15 protein-coding genes and 1 pseudogene are annotated in these 15,576 nt (G+C 73.9%); 7 read left to right on the top strand and 9 right to left on the bottom strand.

Annotated elements, in window-relative coordinates; genetic code table 11:
- Window positions 1–78 precede the first annotated feature (78 nt).
- Genes C8046_RS14650 through C8046_RS14635 form a run of 4 tightly spaced genes read left to right on the top strand, consistent with a single transcriptional unit; the run spans window position 79 to window position 3,855 of the window.
- Window positions 79–1,167, top strand: coding sequence for an ABC transporter substrate-binding protein (locus C8046_RS14650; RefSeq protein WP_109230078.1), 1,089 nt, complete (start codon window positions 79–81; stop codon window positions 1,165–1,167).
- Between the two features lie 9 nt (window positions 1,168–1,176).
- Window positions 1,177–2,022, top strand: coding sequence for an ABC transporter ATP-binding protein (locus C8046_RS14645; RefSeq protein ID WP_109230077.1), 846 nt, complete (start codon window positions 1,177–1,179; stop codon window positions 2,020–2,022).
- Window positions 2,012–2,932, top strand: a complete 921-nt coding sequence (locus C8046_RS14640; protein ID WP_109230076.1) for an ABC transporter permease — start codon at window positions 2,012–2,014, stop codon at window positions 2,930–2,932. The genes C8046_RS14645 and C8046_RS14640 overlap by 11 nt, the downstream gene beginning before the upstream one ends.
- Window positions 2,929–3,855, top strand: coding sequence for an ABC transporter permease (locus tag C8046_RS14635; RefSeq protein ID WP_235866341.1), 927 nt, complete (start codon window positions 2,929–2,931; stop codon window positions 3,853–3,855). The genes C8046_RS14640 and C8046_RS14635 overlap by 4 nt, the downstream gene beginning before the upstream one ends.
- Before the next feature lie 417 nt (window positions 3,856–4,272).
- Here C8046_RS14635 and C8046_RS14630 read toward each other — a convergent pair whose 3' ends face one another.
- From C8046_RS14630 to C8046_RS14610, 5 genes are read right to left on the bottom strand one after another with little or no spacing between them, the layout of a single operon-like run.
- Window positions 4,273–7,140, bottom strand: a complete 2,868-nt coding sequence (locus C8046_RS14630; RefSeq protein ID WP_109230075.1) for a molybdopterin-dependent oxidoreductase — start codon at window positions 7,138–7,140, stop codon at window positions 4,273–4,275.
- Window positions 7,137–7,991: an FAD binding domain-containing protein gene (locus C8046_RS14625; protein ID WP_109230074.1), complete on the bottom strand. Its 855-nt coding sequence runs from the start codon at window positions 7,989–7,991 to the stop codon at window positions 7,137–7,139. The genes C8046_RS14630 and C8046_RS14625 overlap by 4 nt, the downstream gene beginning before the upstream one ends.
- 9 nt (window positions 7,992–8,000) lie before the next feature.
- Window positions 8,001–9,380, bottom strand: coding sequence for an 8-oxoguanine deaminase (locus C8046_RS14620; RefSeq protein ID WP_109230073.1), 1,380 nt, complete (start codon window positions 9,378–9,380; stop codon window positions 8,001–8,003).
- Window positions 9,377–10,138 (bottom strand): XdhC family protein, encoded by a 762-nt coding sequence (locus C8046_RS14615; protein ID WP_146197177.1) that lies wholly within the window; start codon window positions 10,136–10,138, stop codon window positions 9,377–9,379. The genes C8046_RS14620 and C8046_RS14615 overlap by 4 nt, the downstream gene beginning before the upstream one ends.
- Complete coding sequence (locus C8046_RS14610) at window positions 10,135–10,503, bottom strand: XdhC family protein (protein WP_109230071.1); 369 nt, start codon at window positions 10,501–10,503, stop codon at window positions 10,135–10,137. The genes C8046_RS14615 and C8046_RS14610 overlap by 4 nt, the downstream gene beginning before the upstream one ends.
- 75 nt (window positions 10,504–10,578) lie before the next feature.
- Between C8046_RS14610 and C8046_RS20030 the strand changes: the two are divergent.
- Window positions 10,579–10,980 (top strand): annotated as a pseudogene (locus C8046_RS20030) (NTP transferase domain-containing protein); the annotation flags it as partial.
- Window positions 10,981–11,090: 110 nt separating this feature from the next.
- Window positions 11,091–11,240: a hypothetical protein gene (locus C8046_RS20025; protein ID WP_328587606.1), complete on the top strand. Its 150-nt coding sequence runs from the start codon at window positions 11,091–11,093 to the stop codon at window positions 11,238–11,240.
- Window positions 11,241–11,361: 121 nt separating this feature from the next.
- On the opposite strand, the gene C8046_RS14600 is transcribed toward C8046_RS20025, so the two are convergent.
- Together C8046_RS14600 and C8046_RS14595 are read right to left on the bottom strand one after the other, a co-directional pair.
- Window positions 11,362–12,648 carry an adenylosuccinate synthase gene (locus C8046_RS14600; RefSeq protein ID WP_109230070.1) on the bottom strand — a complete coding sequence of 429 codons (1,287 nt, stop codon included), beginning with the start codon at window positions 12,646–12,648 and terminating at the stop codon, window positions 11,362–11,364.
- A 2-nt stretch (window positions 12,649–12,650) separates the two neighbouring features.
- Entirely contained in the window at window positions 12,651–13,181 is a 531-nt protein-coding gene (locus tag C8046_RS14595; protein ID WP_109230069.1) for a DUF3151 family protein, read from the bottom strand.
- A 169-nt stretch (window positions 13,182–13,350) separates the two neighbouring features.
- Between C8046_RS14595 and C8046_RS14590 the strand changes: the two genes are divergently transcribed.
- Window positions 13,351–13,713 (top strand): STAS domain-containing protein, encoded by a 363-nt coding sequence (locus tag C8046_RS14590; RefSeq protein WP_109230068.1) that lies wholly within the window; start codon window positions 13,351–13,353, stop codon window positions 13,711–13,713.
- A 71-nt stretch (window positions 13,714–13,784) separates the two neighbouring features.
- Here the strand turns inward: C8046_RS14590 and fbaA are convergent, their stop codons facing one another.
- Both fbaA and C8046_RS14580 read right to left on the bottom strand, forming a co-directional pair.
- Complete coding sequence (gene fbaA / locus C8046_RS14585; RefSeq protein WP_109230067.1) at window positions 13,785–14,804, bottom strand: class II fructose-bisphosphate aldolase; 1,020 nt, start codon at window positions 14,802–14,804, stop codon at window positions 13,785–13,787.
- Window positions 14,805–14,897: 93 nt separating this feature from the next.
- Entirely contained in the window at window positions 14,898–15,572 is a 675-nt protein-coding gene (locus C8046_RS14580) for a TrmH family RNA methyltransferase (RefSeq protein ID WP_109230066.1), read from the bottom strand.
- Window positions 15,573–15,576: the final 4 nt, after the last annotated feature.

The raw sequence follows: 15,576 nt of genomic DNA, 5'->3' as shown, positions 1-15,576 counted from the left end.
GCCACTGACACCTCGTCACCTCGTTCGCTCCCGCCACCGGATCCACGGCGTCGAGCACCGGCCCCTGGAGATCACGCCATGACACTGTCCGCCCACCGCCGCGTCCTCACCGCCGTCGCGGGAGTCGCCGCCGCCGCGCTCGTCCTCACCGCCTGCGCCGGTGGCGACGGCGACGCCGCCGCGTCGTCCACCTCCTCCTCGGGCGACCCGGTCGCCGAGGGCGAGTCCTTCGGCGACATCGCCGTCCAGCTCTCCTGGATCAAGAACGAGGAGTTCGCCGGGGAGTTCTTCGCGCTCGAGAACGGCTACTTCACCGAGGCCGGACTGGGCGAGGTCACGCTCACGGCCGGGCCGTCCACCGGTGCCGCCGAGCTCATCTCGGGCACCACGGACGTCGCGCTGTCGGACGCCGTCTCGATCGGCTCCGTCGTCGCGAGCGAGGGGGCGCCGCTGAAGATCATCGGCACCACGTTCCAGAAGAACCCCTTCACCGTGCTCTCGCTGGCCGACGGCGGCGACATCGCCACCCCCGAGGACCTGATCGGCAAGAAGATCGGCGTCCAGGACTCCAACACCGCGCTCTTCCAGGCGCTGCTCGCGGCCAACGGCATCGACCCGGGCGAGGTCGAGGTCGTGCCGGTGCAGTACGACCCGGCCCCGCTGGTCAGCGGTGAGGTCGACGGCTTCATCGCCTACCTGACGAACGAGGCGATCACGGTCGCCGCCGACGGTCACGAGGTCACGAACCTGGCCTTCGCCGACAACGGCCTGCCGTTCGTCGCCGAGAGCTTCGCCGTCACGGACGAGATGATCGAGAGCGACCGCGAGAAGCTCAAGGCGTTCCTCGTCGCGGAGATCCGCGGCTGGACCGACGCCGTCAACGACCCGGCCGAGGGCGCGCGTCTGGCGTACGAGATCTACGGCGCCGACCTGGACCTCAACCCGGAGAACTCGATCGCGGGCGCCACGGAGCAGGCCGAGAACCTCGTCGTCTCCGAGGAGACCGTCGAGAACGGACTCTTCACCATCTCCGAGGACCTGCAGGCCGCGACCATCGAGAGCCTCGCGGGCGCCGGCATCGTGCTCGAGGCGTCCGACCTCTTCGACCTGTCCCTCCTGGACGAGGTCTACGAGGAGAACCCCGAGCTCGTCGACTACGCGGGCTGAGGCACCCCGATGGACGCTCCCACGACGACTGACGCCACCGGCGTGCTCGAGGCGCCGACCACCCGCGCGAGCCTCGGCACGGGGCTCCGGCTGGAGGGCCTGTCGAAGGTCTTCTCCTCGGGCCGCAACCGGGTCACGGCGCTGCAGGACACCGACCTGTTCACCGACCAGGGCACGTTCCTGTCGCTGCTCGGGCCCTCGGGCTGCGGCAAGTCGACCATCCTGCGGATCCTGGCGGGGCTCGAGCAGCCCACCAGCGGGACCGCGCTGGTGGACGGGATGTCGCCGTGGGAGCTCCGTCAGCAGACCAAGCTGGGCATCGCCTTCCAGGACTCAGCGCTGCTGCCGTGGCGGAGCGTGCTGTCCAACGTGAAGCTGCCGTTCGAGGTCGCCGGTCGCAAGGTCGACGACGAGTACGTGCGCGAGATGATCGCGCTCGTCGGCCTGAACGGCTTCGAGAAGGCCAAGCCGGCCCAGCTCTCGGGCGGGATGAGGCAGCGGGTGTCGATCGCCCGCTCCCTCATCCTGCGCCCCGAGGTGCTGCTGTTCGACGAGCCGTTCGGCGCGCTCGACGACATGACGCGGCAGCGCCTCAACCTCGAGCTGCTGCGGATCTGGACCGAGCGTCCGTCGACCACGCTGCTCGTGACGCACGGGATCTCCGAGGCGATCTTCCTGTCCGACCAGGTGGCCGTGATGAGCGCCCGGCCCGGCCGGGTGAAGGAGGTCATGACGATCGACCTCCCCCGCCCGCGGACGCCCGAGATGATGCGGACGCCGGAGTTCCACCACTACGTCGACCAGGCGTCCGAGATCCTGTTCGGCGACACGGGGGCGGCCGGCGATGAGCACTGAGACGCGGTCGGGAGAGGTGGCGGCTGCTGCCGCTGCGGATGGCGTCGGGGACGGCGGCGGTGCGGGCGGGGCGTCCGGGGTGACCCCGGCCGCGCGCGTGCCGTCGACCCGTCCGCGACGGCCGCTGCCGCCGTGGGCGGTCGGCGTGCTGGGCGGCGTCGGCATCATCGCCGTCTGGTGGCTGCTGGCCGCGACCGTGCTCAGCAGCGTCGGCGCGGCCGGTGTGCAGGCGATCCCGACCCCGCCGCAGGTGATCGCCGCGTTCGGCGACGCCGGCTGGGCCTACTTCTGGCGCAACTTCTCCGTCACGCTGACCGAGGCCGGCACCGGCTACCTGTGGGGCAACGCGCTGGCGCTCGTGCTCTCGGGCCTCGTGCTGGTGCTGCCCCGCCTCGAGGGACTGATCACGCAGCTCGCGATCATCACGTACTGCATCCCGATCGTCGCGGTGGCGGTCCTCGCCGTCGTCCTCATCCCGCCGCCCGGACGGGGCGAGCCGAGCGGGACGGCGGTGCTGCTCGCGGCGCTGTCGGTCTTCTTCACCACGGTCGTCGGGGCGCTGCTCGGACTCAAGTCCGCCGACGCCTCCGCGCTCGACCTGGTCGCCGTCTACGGCGGCAGCCGCTTCACCCAGCTGGTCAAGGTGCGGCTGATCGCCGCGCTGCCCGCGATCCTCAACGCCCTCCAGATCGCCGTGCCCGCCGCCTTCCTCGGGGCGGTGCTCGCCGGGTTCTTCGGGAAGGTCGAGTCCGGCGTCGGGATGGCGATGATGCTCGCGATGCAGAACTCCGACGCGCCCCGAATCTGGGCCCTCGCCCTGGCGAGCGGCGCCGTCGCCCTCCTCGGCTTCGTCGCGATCGGGCTCGTCGCCCGGCTCGTGGCGCCGTGGTCGAAGGGAGCCTCCTCGTGAGCTCGACCACCTCCCCCACCTCACCGAGCACGACGGCGGAGGCCACCTCCGCCGTCGCGGCCCCCGCCGCCGTCGTCGACGACTCGACGGCGGCGCTCACCGCACAGGTGAGCCGCGACGCCCGCCGCAGCGTGCTGATCGCCCTCGGACGGTCGGTGATGACGTTCGCGCTGACGCTGGTCGCGGTCCTCGTGCTGTGGGTCGGTCTGCTCGCCGTGCTCCAGGTCTCGCCGATGATCGCCAAGGGGCCGGTCGACGTCTGGAACTTCCTGATGACGGTGCCGGCCGCCCAGGCCAACCGCGACCTCATCGCGGGCAACCTCGCCGTCACGCTCGGGCACTCGGCGGTCGGTTTCGTCGCCGGACTGCTCGCCGCCATCGTGGTGGCCCTGTCCTTCCAGCTCAGCCGCGGCACCGAGCACGCGCTGATGCCGGCGGCGATGCTGCTGCGGTCGGTGCCCCTGATCGCCATGGCGCCCGTGATCGTGATGATCTTCGGCCGCGGGACGGCGGCGGTCGCCGTCATCGGCGGGATCGTCGTGCTGTTCCCCGCGCTGGTGACGATCTCGTTCGGGCTGAAGTCCGCTGCGGGTCACATGAACGACCTGGTCGCCGTCTACGGCGGTGGGACGGTGAGCACGCTGCGGCACGTGGCCGTCCCGTCGTCGCTGCCCGCGTTCTTCGCCGCGGTGCGGATCTCGGTGCCGGGTGCCATCACGGGAGCGCTCCTGGCGGAGTGGCTCGCGGTCGGCACGGGCATCGGCGGCTCGATCGGCGGCTTCGTCCCGCAGGCGCAGTTCTCGGCGCTGTGGGCGTCCGTGGTCGCGGTGACGGCGGTCTCGCTCGTGCTCTACAACCTGGTGCAGATCGCAGAGAACGTCACGCTCGCCCGGATGGGGATGACGCCGCAGAAGGGGCTGTAGGCGGGCGCGGGCCACCCCGCGCTTCGGGCGCACCCGGCCCGCCGCACGCACCCCAACCCCAGACTCACCCCCGACCCAGCCCTGGCCAACCCGCGCTTCGGGCGCGCCCGGCCCAGCGCACGCACCCCAACCCCAGGCTCACCCCCGCCCGGCGCCAACCACCCCGCGCTTGAGGCCCGCCCCAGCACGCACACGTGCCCTTGTGGTCGCTGCGCCTCCGCGACCGCGCCGCTGTGGTCGCTCCCGAGCGGCGAACACGACCACAAGGGCGCGGCGACGGCGGCGCAACAGCCACAAGGGCGCGGTCGGGGAGGCGGCGGCGCCGCCTTCGTCGGGCCCACGGTGGCGGCGCCGGCGAGGCCGCCGCCTGCGCACCGCCCGCGCACCGCCCGCGCACCGCCCGGTCCGTCGCCGGACCTACGCGACGTCCTCCACGATCTGGTCCGACACCTCGGCGCCACTCGCGGCCTGCGCCGCCGCCCGCCACACCCGGTCCCGCGAGAACGGCTGCTGATACACCCGCGCGCCCGTGGCCCGCGCGATCGCGTTCCCCACGGCCGGCGCCACCGGGTTGTACGGGGACTCGCTCATCGACTTCGCCCCGAAGGGGCCCAGCTCGTCGCTCGTCTCGGCGAAGTAGACCTCGGTCTCGGGCACGTCGGCGAACTGCGGCACGCGGTAGGTGCGGAAGACGGTCGTGGTGAGCCCGCCGGCGCCGTCCGTCATCACCTCCTCGAGCAGCGCGCTGCCCAGTCCCTGCGCCGCCCCGCCCTCGACCTGACCGCGGCACTGCGCCGGGTTCATGACGAACCCCGCGTCGGCGGACTGGACCGACTGCAGCACCTTCACCGCGCCCGTGCCGGGATCGACGGCGACCCGCACCGCGTGCACGTTGAACACCAGCGAGCGCACGAACGCCCGCTCGGACGCCACGGCACGCAGGCCCTCGGCGGAGCGCTCCGCAGCCGGCGCCGCCGCGACGAGCTCGGCGTAGCCGACCGTGCGTCCCCCGACGCTCACCCCCGCGGGGGTGAGCGTCACGTCGGCAGGAGCGACGCCATCGCCGTCGTCCCCCGCCACCCGCGCCACGGACTCCCGCAGCGCGAGGCACGCGGCGTGCAGCGCGCGCCCCGCGACCGTGATGCCCGACGACGCGAACGCGCCCGTGTCGTGCCCCACCAGGTCGGTGTCGGACCGGCGCAGCACGAGCCGCTCGCCGTCGATCCCGAGCGCCGACGCCGCGATCTGCCGGTGCACCGTCGAGGTGCCGTTGCCGAACTCGGCGGTGCCGACGTCGAGCACCACCACGCCGTCGGGCCGCAGCGTCACGCTGGTGTCGGAGAAGTGGCCGCGGGGCGCCATCGTCGAGAGCATCCCGAGCGCCATCCCCTCCCCCACGTCCCAGCCCGCCGGTGCCTCGACGCCGTTGCCACGCCGCAGCGCCGCCTCCGCGAGGTCGAGGCACTGGTCGAGCCCGTAGCTCCCCCAGATCAGGTCGTCCTCGTGGTGCTCGTGCGTCACCCGGATCGGGTCACCCTGCGCGACGGCGTTGAGCCGCCGCAGCTCGAACGGGTCGATCCCCAGCTCCTGGGCGAGCAGGTCCATCGCCGACTCGACGCCGAGGATCACCTGCCCGAGCCCGTAGCCGCGGAACGCCCCCGACGGCACGTTGTTCGTGTAGACCGCCTCGGCGTCCACCCACTTCACGGGCGCGCGGTAGACCCCGATCGACTCCGCGCAGGAGTGGAACATGACGCCGATCGCGTGGTTGCCGTACGCGCCCGTGTCGGTGAGGACGTCGACCTTCATCGCCGTCAGCACCCCGCCCGCGTCCGCGCCGAGCGTCACCCGGACCCGGAACGGGTGGCGCAGCGAGGAGCGCAGGAACTCGTCCGTGCGCGAGAACTCGTAGGAGACCGGCCGCCCCGTCCGCAGCACCGCGAGCGCCACCAGGTCCTCCGTGAAGACCTCCTGCTTGCCGCCGAACCCGCCGCCCACCCGGGCGGCGAACACGCGCACCTTCTCCCGCGGCAGGTCGAGCAGGAGCGCGAGCTCGTCCCGCACGAGGAACGGCACCTGCGTGCTGGAGCGGATGACGAGCCGCCCGTCGTCGTCGAGCCACCCGATCGCCCCGTGCGTCTCGAGCTGCGCGTGCGTGACCCGGCTCGTGCTCCACGTCCCGCCGACGGTGACGGCGCTGGCCGCGAGCGCCGCGTCGACGTCGCCCCCGTACCCGCCGTGCAGCGCCGCGACGACGTTGCGCGAGGACTCGTGGACCCGGTCGAGCTCGTTGAGGTCGGGGTGCAGCAGCGGCGCCCCCGGCGTCCGGGCCTCCTCCGGGTCGAAGACGGCGGGCAGCACCTCGTACGTCACGCGGACCAGCGCGCAGGCGGCGACGGCGGCCGCGGGCGTCTCGGCCACCACGGCGGCGACGCGCTGACCGATGTACCGCACGACGTCGTCGAGCATCCGGGTGTCGTCCGGGTCGTCCTCGCGGTGCTGGTGGCGGGCGGTGGAGAACCGTCGCGACGGCGCGTCCTCGTGCGTGAGCACGGCCACGACGCCCGGCACCGCCAGGGCCGCCGCGGTGTCGATCGCGAGGATCCGGGCGTGCGCGTGCGGCGACCCGACGACCCGCAGCGTGAGCGCACCGGGCACGACCGTGTCGAACGTGAACGGCTCCAGGCCCTGCACGATCTCGCGACCGCGCGGCGGCCGGACCGAGCGGCCGACGCCGTCGAGCGGGCGCTGCGTGGCCTCGGACGCGGGCTCCGCCGTCCGCGTCAGCGCCGCGGCCCCGCACGTCCCGGCGCAGCCGCCACCCTCCCCGGAACCCGACCCCGGTTCCGACCCCTCGAGCACCCCGCACCGGATCGCCTCGCGGATCGGCCGGTACCCCGTGCAGCGGCACAGGTTCCCCTTCATCCGCCGGTCCAGGTCGGGCAGGTCCTCGGGCGTCAGCGTCGACGCGGTCACGCTCATCCCCGGCGAGCAGAACCCGCACTGGAACCCGAACCGCTCGATCAGGGCCTCCTGCACGGGGTGGAGCTCGTCGCCCGGGGCGAGCCCGGCCGCCGTCGTCACCGCCCGGCCCTCGACCCGCACGGCCGGGATGATGCAGGAGTGGACGGGCTCGCCGTCGAGCAGCACGGAGCACGCGCCGCAGTCGCCGGCGTCGCACCCCTTCTTCACCTCCGTGTGACCGCTGGACCGCAGCAGCGTGCGCAGGCACTGGCCGGGGTCGGGCTCGGCCTCGACCTCGGTGGCGTTGACGGTGAACCTCATGCGGTCCCCCCGGTGATCAGGTCCTCGCGGACGCGGGTGGCGAGCGTGGCGCTGACGGCGCGGCGCCAGTCGGCGGGGCCGAGCGGGTCGGAGTAGTAGCCGGGCGCGGCCTCGACGTCGCTGCGCAGCCGCGCCTCCGGGGGCAGCGACGGGTAGCGCAGCACGGTGGGCGTCGACGTCGCGGCCGTGATCGCGACGACGACGGTGCCGTCCGGATCCACGCGTCCCGTGACGACCGCGCCCGAGCGCCCCAGCTCGGCGAGCGCCACCTTGCGGAGCACGGCGCGCGACCGCAGAGCGACGTCGGGCAGCACGACGGCGCGCAGGATCTCGCCGTCGGCCAGCGCGTTGGTCGCGTCGCCCGTCACGAGGTCGGCGACGGCGACCCGTCGCTCGCTCCCGTCCGGGCACCAGACCTCCGCGACGCCGTCGAGCGCGACCGCGAGCGAGACCATCGCGGCGGCCGCGTAGGAGCGGCAGACGTTGCCGCCGACGGTCGCGGTGTTCCAGATCTTGAACGAGGCGAGCAGCGCGTTCGCGGCGGCCGGCGCGAGCGCCACCGCCGTCCAGGCCTCGGGAACCGGGGGCAGCGCCGCGGTGCGCGGCGTGAGCCGTCCCTCCGCCCACGCCACGAGCGTCGCGATCGTGCACGTCGCCCCGATGCGCAGGCCCTCGCCCGTCACCTCCAGGTCGGGCCAGCCCATCGTGGTCAGGTCGACGAAGCCGGTGGTGCGCGGCTGCGGCTCGCTCATCAGCCAGGTGCCGCCGGCGATGGGCACCTCCCCCGGCGCGAGCGCGAGGTCGGCGCGCGTCCGTGCCGCGCGGAAGGAGTCGACCGTCGTGACGTCCACGGCGTCGCCTCAGAGCCGCTCGGCCAGGGCGAGGGACGCAGCAGCGACCTCGCGCGCGATGACCGGCTCCTCGGCGGTGACGAGCGCGCCGTCGACGACGACCGGGCGCCCGCCGACCAGGCTGCGGGCCACGACCGGCAGAGCGCCGAGTCCGAGCGCGGCGACCGGGTCGATGATGCCGGCGTGCTCGACGCCGTCGACCCGCCACACCACGAGGTCGGCGAGCTTGCCCACCTCGAGCGAGCCGAGCTCGGCGGCGCGGCCGAGCACCCGGGCCCCGCCCGCCGTCGCCATCCAGAGCGCGGAACGGACGCTGAGCGAGTCGGCCCCGGTCCGCAGCCGGCCCATCAGGACGGACTCGCGGATCTCGACGCCGAGCTGGCCCGACTCGTTGGACGCGGCGCCGTCCACCCCGAGCCCGACGGCGACGCCCGCCGCCAGCAGGTCGCGCACCGGGGCGATCCCGGCGGCCAGGCGCCCGTTCGAGGACGGGCAGTGCGCGACGCCGGTGCCCGTGGCCGCGTACCGCTCGATCGCGGGGGCGTCGAGGTGGACGCAGTGCGCCATCCAGACGTCGGGCCCCAGCCAGCCGAGGTCCTCGAGGTACTGCGTGGGCGTGCGGCCGAACCTCTCCGCGCAGTAGGCGTCCTCCTCGACCGTCTCCGAGGCGTGCGTGTGCAGCCGGACGTCGAGGTCGCGCGCCAGCACGGCCGCCTCGCGCAGCAGGTCGCTCGTCACGGAGAACGGCGAGCACGGCGCGATCGCGACCTTCACCAGGGCGTCGGGCGCGGGGTCGTGGTAACGCTCGACCGCCTCCTGCGAGGCCGCGAGCGCCGCCGCCGTCGTCTCGACGGCGAAGTCCGGCGGCAGCCCGCCCTGCGAGGCGCCGAGGTCCATCGAGCCGCGCGTGGCGTGCAGCCGGACGCCGACGCGGTGCGCCGCCTCGACGATCGCGCCGACGATGTCGCCGCTCCCGGCCGGGAAGACGTAGTGGTGGTCGCCCACCGTGGTGCAGCCCGAGCGCGCGAGCACGGCCATCGCGCCGGCCGCCGCGGTCCCGGTGAGGCCGGCGTCGATCCGCGCCCACAGCGGGTACAGCGAGGTCAGCCAGTCGAACAGGATCGCGTCCTGCGCGTAGCCGCGCGTCAGCCACTGGTACAGGTGGTGGTGGGTGTTGACCAGGCCCGGCGTCACCAGGCAGCCGGTCGCGTCGACGACGTCGGCCCCGACGCGCAGCTCGGCCGGCGCCGGCCCCTCGCCCACCGCGACGATGCGCGACCCCTCGATCACGACGTGACCGCGGGCGTGCTCGTTCCCCGCGCCGTCGACCGTCGCGACGTAGCCGTTCTCGATGATCGTGCGGGCGGTGGTGGCGGGTCCGGCGCTCATGCGACCGCTCCGTTCGTCGTGGTGCAGGCGGGGTGGGACGCAGGGTGGGACGCGGGGGTGACGGCGGTGGGCGACGGCGGGGCGCCGTGCAGCCGCCCGGCCGTCCGGCTGAGCGGGCGGGCCGAGGCGGTGTGCCGGACGGCGACGATCTCCGCGAGGATCGACAGCGCCGTCTCGAGCTCGGACGTGCCGCCGAGGTCGAGACCGATCGGGGACCGCAGGCGTGCGAGGGCGGACTCGTCCACGCCGGCCTCGCGCAGCAGCCGGGCGCGCCGCGCGACGGTCGAGCGCGAGCCCATCGCGCCGACGAAGCCGACCGGCAGCGCGAGCGCGGCGGCCAGGGCCGGGACGTCGACGCGCACGTCGTGCGTGAGGACGCAGACGGCGGTGCGCGGGCCGAGCGCGTGCGACGGCAGCGCGGCGAGGACGTCGACGCCCTCGCCGACCACCACCCGGTCGGCGTCCGGGAACCGCTCCCGCGTGGCCATCAGCGCCGAGGCGTCCCCGACCGTGACGGCGAACCCGGCCGCGGCGGCGAGGCGGCACAGCGCGACGGCGTGCTCCCCCGCCCCGAGCACCACCAGGCGCGGGCGGGGGGTGTGCGTGAGGACGAGGAGGTCGCGGGTCGGGTGGGCGGTGGCGTGCGCGGGGTGCGCGACGACGTCGAGCGCGACCACGCGTCCGGCGCCCTCCCCCGACCGGACGATCCCGACGGCGGCGGGCCGGTCCGCGACGACGTCCTCCAGCGCGGCGATCACCGCGCCGTCCTGCGGAGTGACCCGGTAGGCCAGCACGTCGATCGAACCGCCGCACGCGAGGCCGGGCCCGGCCACGAGCTCGGGCGAGCGGCCCGCCTGACCCGCCCCCCGCCGTCGGGCACCGCCACGACGCCGAAGGTGGCGCGGCGGGTCTCCCCCGTCGCGAGGGCGTCGAGGGCCAGCAGCACGGCGTCGCCCTCGACGCACCCGCTGGAGAGCGACCCGACGACCCGGGCGTCCGCCGTCACGACCATCGAGGTGCCCACGCCGCGCGGCGCGCTGCGGGCCACCCGGGTCACCGTCACGACGGCAGCGCTCCGCCCGGCCCGCAGCAGGGGCAGCAGATCGTGGGCGAGCTCGAGCATCACCCGACCGTACGAGGGCCCTGTAACGACGGCGCTACGCTCACGTGACGCCCGGTCACCAGCAGTGACGGGCGTGTGTCGGACAGGGTCACGGCCCCGACCATCCCCACGGCCCGAGGAGGCGGAGTGCTCGTCGGACTCGTGCTCGCCGCCGGCGCCGGGACGCGGTTCGGGGGGCCCAAGGCGCTCGCGCGCGCGGCCGACGGCACCCCCTGGCTGCACCTCGCGGTGCGGGCGCTGCGCTCCGGCGGCTGCGAGCGGGTCGTGGTCGCGCTGGGCGCGGGGGCGGACGAGGCGTCGGCGGTGCTGGCCGGGCTCGACGGTCACGCGAGCCCCCTCGAGCCGGTCGCCGTCGAGCCGGTCGTCGTCGCGGACTGGGCCACCGGCCTGTCAGCCACGCTCCGCACCGGCCTGGCGACCGCGTTCGCGGGGCGGGGCGACGCCGTCGTGATCCTCACGGTCGACACCCCGACGCTGCCGGCCCGGGCGGTGCGGCGCGTGGTTGACGTGGCGACGGCGGAGGGCGCGGCCCCGGCGTCGGCGCTCGCCCGCGCGACCTACGACGGCGCCCCGGCCACCCGGTCCTCGTGGGCCGGGACCACGCCGTCGCGCTCACGGCCACGCTCACCGGGGACGTCGGGGCCGGTCCCTACCTCCGCACCCATGCCGCCCTGCCGGTCCCGTGCGAGGACCTGTGGGACGGCGCCGACGTGGACTCGCGGCCACCACCCGCCTGACCCCGCCGCACCTGCCGCCACCCTGCCGCCACCCCAGGGCGTTGCGTACGACGATGGCCGCTTCCCCACGCGGGAAGCGGCCATCGGTGCGCGCAACGCGCCGGTCGAACGCAGCCCGGGCTCAGCCCAGGATGTCGTGCCGTGCGATCGTCGCCTCGCGCTGCGGGCCGACGCCGACGGCGGAGATCCGCGTGCCGGAGATCGACTCGAGGTGCTCGACGTAGCGCTGCGCGTTGACCGGGAGATCCTCGAACGTGCGGGCCGAGGAGATGTCCTCGTACCAGCCGTCGAGCTCCTCGTAGATCGGCGTCGCGTGGTGGAACGCGCTCTGGTCGACGGGCATCTCGTCGTAGCGGACGCCGTCGACGTCGTAGGCCACGCACACCGGGATCTTCTCGAGGCCGGTGAGCACGTCGAGCTTGGTCAGCACGAGGTCCGTGAGCCCGTTGATGCGCGAGGAGTAGCGGGCGATGACGGCGTCGTACCAGCCGCAGCGGCGCGAGCGGCCGGTGGTGACACCGAACTCGCCGCCCGTCTTGCGCAGGAACTCACCCATCTCGTCGTTCAGCTCGGTCGGGAACGGACCCTCGCCGACGCGCGTCGTGTAGGCCTTGATGACGCCGACGACGCGGTCGATCCGGGTCGGGCCGATGCCGGAACCGGTGCACGCGCCCGCGGCCGTGGCCGAGGAGGACGTGACGAACGGGTAGGTGCCGTGGTCGACGTCGAGCATCGTGGCCTGGCCGGCCTCGAACAGGACGATCTCGCCGCGGTCGAGCGCGGAGTTCAGCACGAGCGAGCAGTCCGCGACCATCGGCTGGAGCCGGTCGGCCCAGGCCAGCAGGGCGTCCACCGTCTCGTCGACCGTGACGGCGCGCCGGTTGTAGACCTTGAGGAGGATCTGGTTCTTCATCTCCAGCGCGCCCTCGATCTTCTCGCGCAGGATCTTCTCGTCGTACAGGTCCTGGATCCGGACGCCGACGCGGTTCATCTTGTCCGCGTACGTCGGGCCGATGCCGCGACCGGTGGTGCCGATCTGGCGCTTCCCGAGGAACCGCTCCGTCACCTTGTCGAGCGTGCGGTTGTAGGGCGGGATGACGTGCGCGCTGCCGCTGACGAGCAGGCGGGAGGTGTCCACACCGCGCGTCTCGAGGTGGTCGAGCTCGGAGAACAGGACCTCGAGGTCGACGACGACGCCGTTGCCGATCACCGGCGTGACGCCCGGGCTCAGGATGCCCGAGGGCAGCAGGTGGAGGGCGTACTTCTCGTCGCCGATCACCACCGTGTGCCCGGCGTTGTTGCCGCCGTTGAACTTGACGACGTAGTCGACGCGCGAGCCGAGCTGATCGGTCGCCTTCCCCTTGCCCTCGTCGCCCCACTGGGCTCCGACGACGACGACTGCAGGCATGGCTACTCCGCTCCTGTGGTGGCGGGCGCCTCGCCCACCGGGACGCCCGACGCCAGGACGGCGGGGGCGGTCGGGTCCGACTGGTCGACGAACTCCGCGATCCGCGTCGCCTCCTCGACCTCGCCCAGCGCACGCGCGGCGTCGCCGAGCGCGAGCAGGGCGGCGAGGAAGCCGCGGTTGGCCGGGTGGGACACCGGGATCGGGCCCTGGCCGCGCCAGCCGGCGCGACGCAGCGCGTCGAGGCCGCGGTGGTAGCCCACGCGGGCGTAGGCGTAGGCCGTGACGGCGTCCGCGGCGACGGCGTCGCCGTCCTCCGCGATCCCGTCGAGCTCGGTGCGCGCCAGAAGCGCCCAGGCCAGGCTCGAGTCGGGGTGCGCGGCGGCCGCGGACCGCAGCGCGTCGACGTCGCGGACGTCGACGACTCCGCCGTCGTCCCCGAGCAGGGCCGCGACGGTGATGTCAGGGTGATCGGCGGGCAGACGGGTGGACGGCGGTCCGACGCTGACGTCGGTCCCCAGGCTCTCGTGACTCACCGTTCCATCCTCCCATTCCCTCGACCCGCTGTGTGCGGGCGTGGCGCACCCGACCCGACGGGTGGACTCGGCAGCACCTCACCGGGCCCAAACCGTCCCTTGACGCCTCGCGTACTCTTGCACTGCTGAGAGCGGTGCCACATCGCTCACCCATGGCTCGGAGGCCACCATGGACGATGCTGGGCTGATCGCGCGACCGGTGGTCGACGTGAGCCAGGACGGGCGGGGGACGTTCATCACCCTGACCGGCGAGATCGACGTCAGCGCCTCGGGGGACCTGGCCGACGCCGTCGCCCAGGCCGAGAAGGCCTCGCGCCGCACCTCGGTGGACGCCTCCGGCATCACCTTCATGGACTCCAGCGGCATCGCGCTGCTCGCGCGGCTGGCGACCCGGACACCGGGCCCGCTCCGCGTCATCGACCCGCCCGAGGTCGTCCGCTTCCTCCTCGACGTCACCCGTATCGGCGACATGGTCGAGATCGTCGAGGGCGGCGCGCCGGACCCCGACACCGAACCGTTCTCCGCCGCCTGAGGCGCCGGCAGCACGAAGGGCGGGTGGCCGTCGGCCACCCGCCCTTCGTGTCGGTCAGTCCGCCGGTCGGCTCAGAGCTTGTGACCGGCGCTGCGCAGCTGCTGGCACGCCTCGACGATGCGGGCGGCCATGCCGGCCTCGGCCAGCTTGCCCCAGGCGCGCGGGTCGTAGGCCTTCTTGTTGCCCACCTCGCCGTCGATCTTGAGCACGCCGTCGTAGTTGCCGAACATGTGACCGACCACGGGACGCGTGAACGCGTACTGGGTGTCGGTGTCGATGTTCATCTTGATGACGCCGTTGTCGACGGCCTCCGAGATCTCCTCCGCCGTCGAGCCCGAGCCGCCGTGGAAGACGAGGTCGAACGGGTTCGCCTTGCCGAGCTCGGCGCCGACGGAGTCCTGGATCTCCTTGAGGATGGCCGGACGGAGCTTGACCGCGCCCGGCTTGTAGACGCCGTGCACGTTGCCGAACGTGAGGGCCGTCAGGTAGCGGCCCTTCTCGCCGGCGCCGAGGGCGCGGACCGTCGCGAGACCGTCCTGAGGCGTCGTGTACAGCTTGTCGTTGATCTCGGCCTCGTGGCCGTCCTCCTCACCACCGACGACGCCCACCTCGATCTCGAGAATGGTCCGTGCAGCCTGAGAGAGCTCGAGGAGCTCGGCGGCGATCACGAGGTTCTCGTCCAGCGGGATGTCGCTGCCGTCGAACATGTGGGACTGGAACGTCGGGTTCTCGCCGCGCTTGACCTGCTCGGCCTCGTGGGCCAGGAGCGGACGGACCCAGGAGTCCAGGTTCTTCTTGACGCAGTGGTCCGTGTGCAGCGCGATGGTCACGCCGTAGTTCTTGGCGACCTCGGTCGCGTACGCGGCGAGCGCGAGCGAACCGGAGACGCGGTCCTTGATCGTCGAGCCGGACGCGTACTCCGCGCCACCGACCGAGACCTGGATGATCCCGTCGCTCTCGGCCTCGGCGAAGCCCTGGATGGCCGCCGTGACGGTCTGGGAGGACGTGATGTTGACCGCCGGGTAGGCGAACGAGCCGGCCTTGGCCCGGTCGATCATCTCGGCGTAAACCTCAGGGGTTGCGATGGGCATGCGTGTTTGCTCCTCGGGATAAGAACTCACCAGGTCGTGCCAAGTCTGTCAGATGCGGCGACCGGCCCGTCGGGACGTCCGTCCCGCGTGCGCTCAGGGGGCGGGCGGCGGCAGGTGCTCGCTCGCCCAGGCGTACATGGCGACGGCGGCCGCGGCCCCCGCGTTGATCGACCGGGTCGAGCCGTGCTGCGTGATGTGCCTGAGCTGCGCGCACGCCGCCAGCAGCTCCGGGCTCAGACCCGGGCCCTCGGAGCCGAACACCAGCACCGCGGCGCGCGGCAGGCCGGCGGTCTCGATCGCCGTCGACCCCGGCACGTTGTCGATGCCGACGACGGCGACCCCCGCCTCGCGCGCCCAGGCCGCGAAGGCCGCGGCGTCGGGGTGGTGGTGCACGTGCAGGTAGCGGTCGGTGACCATCGCCCCGCGACGGTTCCACCGCCGTCGCCCGACGACGTGGACGCCCGCCACGTTGTAGGCGTTCGCGGTGCGCACGATCGACCCGATGTTGAGGTCGTGGGCGAGGTTCTCGATCGCCACGTGCAGCGGGCTGCGCCGGGTGTCGAGGTCGGCGACGATCGCCTCCAGCCGCCAGTAGCGGTAGGCGTCCACGACGTTGCGCCGGTCGCCCTGCGCCAGCAGCTCGGGGTCGTACCGCGGGTCGTCGGGCCAGGCCGCCTCGCCCCCGGGCCACGGGCCGACACCGATCTCGCGCCCGTCGTCGACGCCCCCGCCGTCGCGCGTCTCCCGCTCGTCCTCCACGGGCCCCATCCTC

The sequence above is a fragment of the Serinibacter arcticus genome, from assembly GCF_003121705.1.
In the GTDB taxonomy this organism is placed as follows: Bacteria; Actinomycetota; Actinomycetes; order Actinomycetales; family Beutenbergiaceae; genus Litorihabitans.
This window is presented reverse-complemented; position numbering and strand designations above follow the sequence as displayed.

Bases quoted from the DNA above. Each gene is read 5' to 3' on its own strand.
- C8046_RS14640 (WP_109230076.1), top strand. From the start codon at position 2,012: ATGAGCACTGAGACGCGGTCGGGAGAGGTGGCGGCTGCTGCCGCTGCG.
- C8046_RS14645 (WP_109230077.1), top strand. From the start codon at position 1,177: ATGGACGCTCCCACGACGACTGACGCCACCGGCGTGCTCGAGGCGCCG.
- C8046_RS14650 (WP_109230078.1), top strand. From the start codon at position 79: ATGACACTGTCCGCCCACCGCCGCGTCCTCACCGCCGTCGCGGGAGTC.
- C8046_RS14580 (WP_109230066.1), bottom strand. From the start codon at position 15,572: ATGGGGCCCGTGGAGGACGAGCGGGAGACGCGCGACGGCGGGGGCGTC.
- C8046_RS14610 (WP_109230071.1), bottom strand. From the start codon at position 10,503: ATGCTCGAGCTCGCCCACGATCTGCTGCCCCTGCTGCGGGCCGGGCGG.
- C8046_RS14590 (WP_109230068.1), top strand. From the start codon at position 13,351: ATGGACGATGCTGGGCTGATCGCGCGACCGGTGGTCGACGTGAGCCAG.
- C8046_RS14600 (WP_109230070.1), bottom strand. From the start codon at position 12,648: ATGCCTGCAGTCGTCGTCGTCGGAGCCCAGTGGGGCGACGAGGGCAAG.
- C8046_RS14630 (WP_109230075.1), bottom strand. From the start codon at position 7,140: ATGAGGTTCACCGTCAACGCCACCGAGGTCGAGGCCGAGCCCGACCCC.
- C8046_RS14620 (WP_109230073.1), bottom strand. From the start codon at position 9,380: ATGAGCGCCGGACCCGCCACCACCGCCCGCACGATCATCGAGAACGGC.
- fbaA (WP_109230067.1), bottom strand. From the start codon at position 14,804: ATGCCCATCGCAACCCCTGAGGTTTACGCCGAGATGATCGACCGGGCC.